Below are 2,554 nucleotides of genomic sequence, written 5' to 3'. Positions count from 1 at the left end.
AGCATGGTGTGACGCTACCAACACTGCGGCGGCATGAGAAGGGTAATACGTGGAAGTCCTAGGAAATGTCCGGAACATTTTCCGGCCCCGGCGCGAGCGCCCGGTAGGGTGAAAGCCATGAGCGCACCCATTGACCTGCGGGCCACTTTCATCCCGAACGACGGCGAATTCTTCCGAGTGAAGCTTGCCCTGGAAATCGCGATCGACGAGGTGGTGAACGAGCCGGGCTGTCTCCGCTACGAACTGACCGAGGCGGCCGAGGACAAGCTGGTACTGACCGAGCAGTGGGCCTCGCAGGAGGACCTGGACAAGCACGCCAAGGGGACGGCGCTCCAGGATCTGAACGAGTCCCTGAGTGCACTGCTGGCCGAGCCCGTCAAATTGGAAAAACTCTAAGTCAGTTGCTGGAGCCGACCTAGGCGTCAGGGATCTGGGTGCCGTCCTGAGGGGCGGCGGCCTCAGCCTGCGAGCGCGCCACGTGCGCGTGGACTTCCGCCATGTCCAGGCCCTTGACGGCGTCAACCACCTGCTCCAGCTGCTGGGCGTTCAGGGCGCCAGGCTGGGAGAAGACCAGGACCTTTTCGCGGAAAGCCATCAGCGTGGGGATCGAGGTGATGCCGGCCTCGGCGGCGAGCTGCTGTTCGGCTTCGGTATCCACCTTGGAGAACACCACGTCCGGGTGCTTCTCCGAGACGGCCGCGTACGTGGGACCAAACTGCTTGCACGGGCCGCACCATTCGGCCCAGAAGTCTACGAGGACAATATCGTTGCCCTCGACGGTCGATGCGAACTGTTCACCTGTAATGTTTACCGTTGCCATGCTTCAACGGTACGCGAGCCGCTGCGAAAGTTGCCTGCTTTTCGCTCTTGGCAAATCCTGCGGGCTTAGGCCCAGACGTGCGGAGCCGGACGGCGCGCACCCGGCAGTGCGTTGGTTTCGCGCCAGTCGTGAATCCATTCCGGCAGTTCCAGGTCCGCCGGAGGCTCCCCGAATTCGCGGATGATCTCGTCCTGGCTGACCGGTTTGCCCTTGCTGACCAGCCGGGTGGCAATGTGCGCACGGGCATAAATTTCGCCGTCGACCACCATGCGCTGCTCGAAGTAGATGGCCTTCTCGTCGAGGCCGATGACCTTGGTCTCGATCGTGTAGCGCTGCCACAGTTGCAGGGAGCGGCGGAAGGCGATGGTCTCCCCCGCCACCACCGGCGTCCAGCCGCGCCCGCGGATGGTCTTCCAGGTGCCGCTGCGCGCCATCAGGTCGAACCGGCCCAGGTCCATCAGCGAGAAATACATGCCGTTATTGACATGCATCGCGATGTCAATGTCCGTGGGCAGCACGCGAAGCGGCAGCGAGGACGTCTCCCAAATGCTCAGCGGGGAGCGTCGGGCGGACTGGATCAGCAAGATCAGGGTGCGGAGCAGCAGATGCATGGGATCTATGTTACTCACGAGTAACAACAGTGCCAAGCAGTTCCCGGTACCGATCCCCGCCAGCTCATCAGCCGGCGGCGATGAGTTCCACTTCGAAACCATCCGAATTCACCAGGTACGCGGCAAAGTGTTCCGGACCGCCGGCGTGCGGATATTTGTCCGGGAACAGTTCGGTCCAGCCGTTCGCGGGAGCATCCGCGGCCACCATGTCCACCTGCTGCCGGGTTCCGGCGTGGAACGCCAGGTGGTTCAGCCCGGGCGCGGTCCGGCGGTGGGTCCGGCCGCTCAGGGCCGGGGACTCCTCGACGACGATGTACGTGGATCCGCGCCGCCAGCTCCGCCCTCGGGGCCAGTCCTGATACTGGTCGTAGCCGAGTCCGGACAGCAGCCAGCCCCATTCGTCCCGCGCCCGGCCCAGGTCCGGCACCCACAGTTCGACATGGTGCAAGGCACCGAGGGATTCGTCAGCCACGTTCCGAGTCTTGCACGCGGCTCAGTGCAGGATGCGCTGGAACAGGACGTGGTCCTGCCAGGAGCCGGCGATCTGCAGGTACTCCGGGGCCAGCCCGATTTCGCGGAAGCCGGTGCGCTCCAGCACTCTGCGGGAGGCGGCGTTGTGCTTCAGCGTGGCGGCCTGGATCCGGTGCAGGCCAAGCCGGGTCCGGGACGCCTCGATAACGTGGCCCACAGCGGCCGAGGCGATGCCTTGGCCGCTGAATTCCTGGTCCACCCAGTAGCCGAGGTTGGCGCTGAGGAACGGACCGCGCACCATCCCGGTCAGCGCCATGGCGCCCACGGCCCGGTCGCCCGCCAGCAGGATCCACGGCAGGCCGGTCCCGGCGGCGAGCGAGCCGAGTTTTTCACCAATGTTGGCGTGCTGGCCCGCCGTCGTGAAGAACTCGGCGCTGCGGAGGGGCTCCCACGGGGCCAGATGCTGCCGGTTCCGCCGGTAGGCGGCGCCCAGCCGCTCCGCGTCGGAGCTTCTAAGCACCCTGATCGTAACGTCGCCGGGCAGCTCCGCCGCCAGCCCGCCGCCGCCGTCAATCATTGGTCCCAATATTTCTGGATCTTCCCGGCCGCCGCCGACAGCCCGCCGATCGGCACCGAGCATTCGCCCATGCCG

General features: G+C 65.5%; 5 protein-coding genes. 1 reads left to right on the top strand and 4 read right to left on the bottom strand.

All coding sequences use genetic code 11. The features are described from left to right. Window positions 1–117: 117 nt before the first annotated feature. Complete coding sequence (locus AB4Y86_RS16570; protein WP_441403268.1) at window positions 118–396, top strand: putative quinol monooxygenase; 279 nt, start codon at window positions 118–120, stop codon at window positions 394–396. A 19-nt stretch (window positions 397–415) separates the two neighbouring features. Here AB4Y86_RS16570 and AB4Y86_RS16565 read toward each other — a convergent pair whose 3' ends face one another. The 4 genes from AB4Y86_RS16565 to AB4Y86_RS16550 form a co-directional block, all read right to left on the bottom strand. After that, a complete protein-coding gene (locus tag AB4Y86_RS16565) occupies window positions 416–820 on the bottom strand; it encodes a thioredoxin family protein (protein ID WP_441403267.1) in 405 nt (134 codons plus the stop codon). Window positions 821–885: 65 nt separating this feature from the next. Further along, complete coding sequence (locus AB4Y86_RS16560; RefSeq protein ID WP_441403266.1) at window positions 886–1,431, bottom strand: acyl-CoA thioesterase; 546 nt, start codon at window positions 1,429–1,431, stop codon at window positions 886–888. A 67-nt stretch (window positions 1,432–1,498) separates the two neighbouring features. Continuing rightward, window positions 1,499–1,903 (bottom strand): VOC family protein, encoded by a 405-nt coding sequence (locus AB4Y86_RS16555; RefSeq protein WP_441403265.1) that lies wholly within the window; start codon window positions 1,901–1,903, stop codon window positions 1,499–1,501. 21 nt (window positions 1,904–1,924) lie between these two features. Further along, window positions 1,925–2,479 carry a GNAT family N-acetyltransferase gene (locus AB4Y86_RS16550; RefSeq protein WP_441403264.1) on the bottom strand — a complete coding sequence of 185 codons (555 nt, stop codon included), beginning with the start codon at window positions 2,477–2,479 and terminating at the stop codon, window positions 1,925–1,927. Window positions 2,480–2,554: the final 75 nt, after the last annotated feature.

Source organism: Arthrobacter sp. 2YAF22_2 (genome assembly GCF_052114645.1).
GTDB lineage: Bacteria > Actinomycetota > Actinomycetes > Actinomycetales > Micrococcaceae > Arthrobacter.
This window is presented reverse-complemented; position numbering and strand designations above follow the sequence as displayed.

Excerpts from the sequence above, each read along its gene's own strand:
- AB4Y86_RS16560 (WP_441403266.1), bottom strand. The coding sequence starts at position 1,431 with ATGCATCTGCTGCTCCGCACCCTGATCTTGCTGATCCAGTCCGCCCGA.
- AB4Y86_RS16565 (WP_441403267.1), bottom strand. The coding sequence starts at position 820 with ATGGCAACGGTAAACATTACAGGTGAACAGTTCGCATCGACCGTCGAG.
- AB4Y86_RS16570 (WP_441403268.1), top strand. The coding sequence starts at position 118 with ATGAGCGCACCCATTGACCTGCGGGCCACTTTCATCCCGAACGACGGC.
- AB4Y86_RS16550 (WP_441403264.1), bottom strand. The coding sequence starts at position 2,479 with ATGATTGACGGCGGCGGCGGGCTGGCGGCGGAGCTGCCCGGCGACGTT.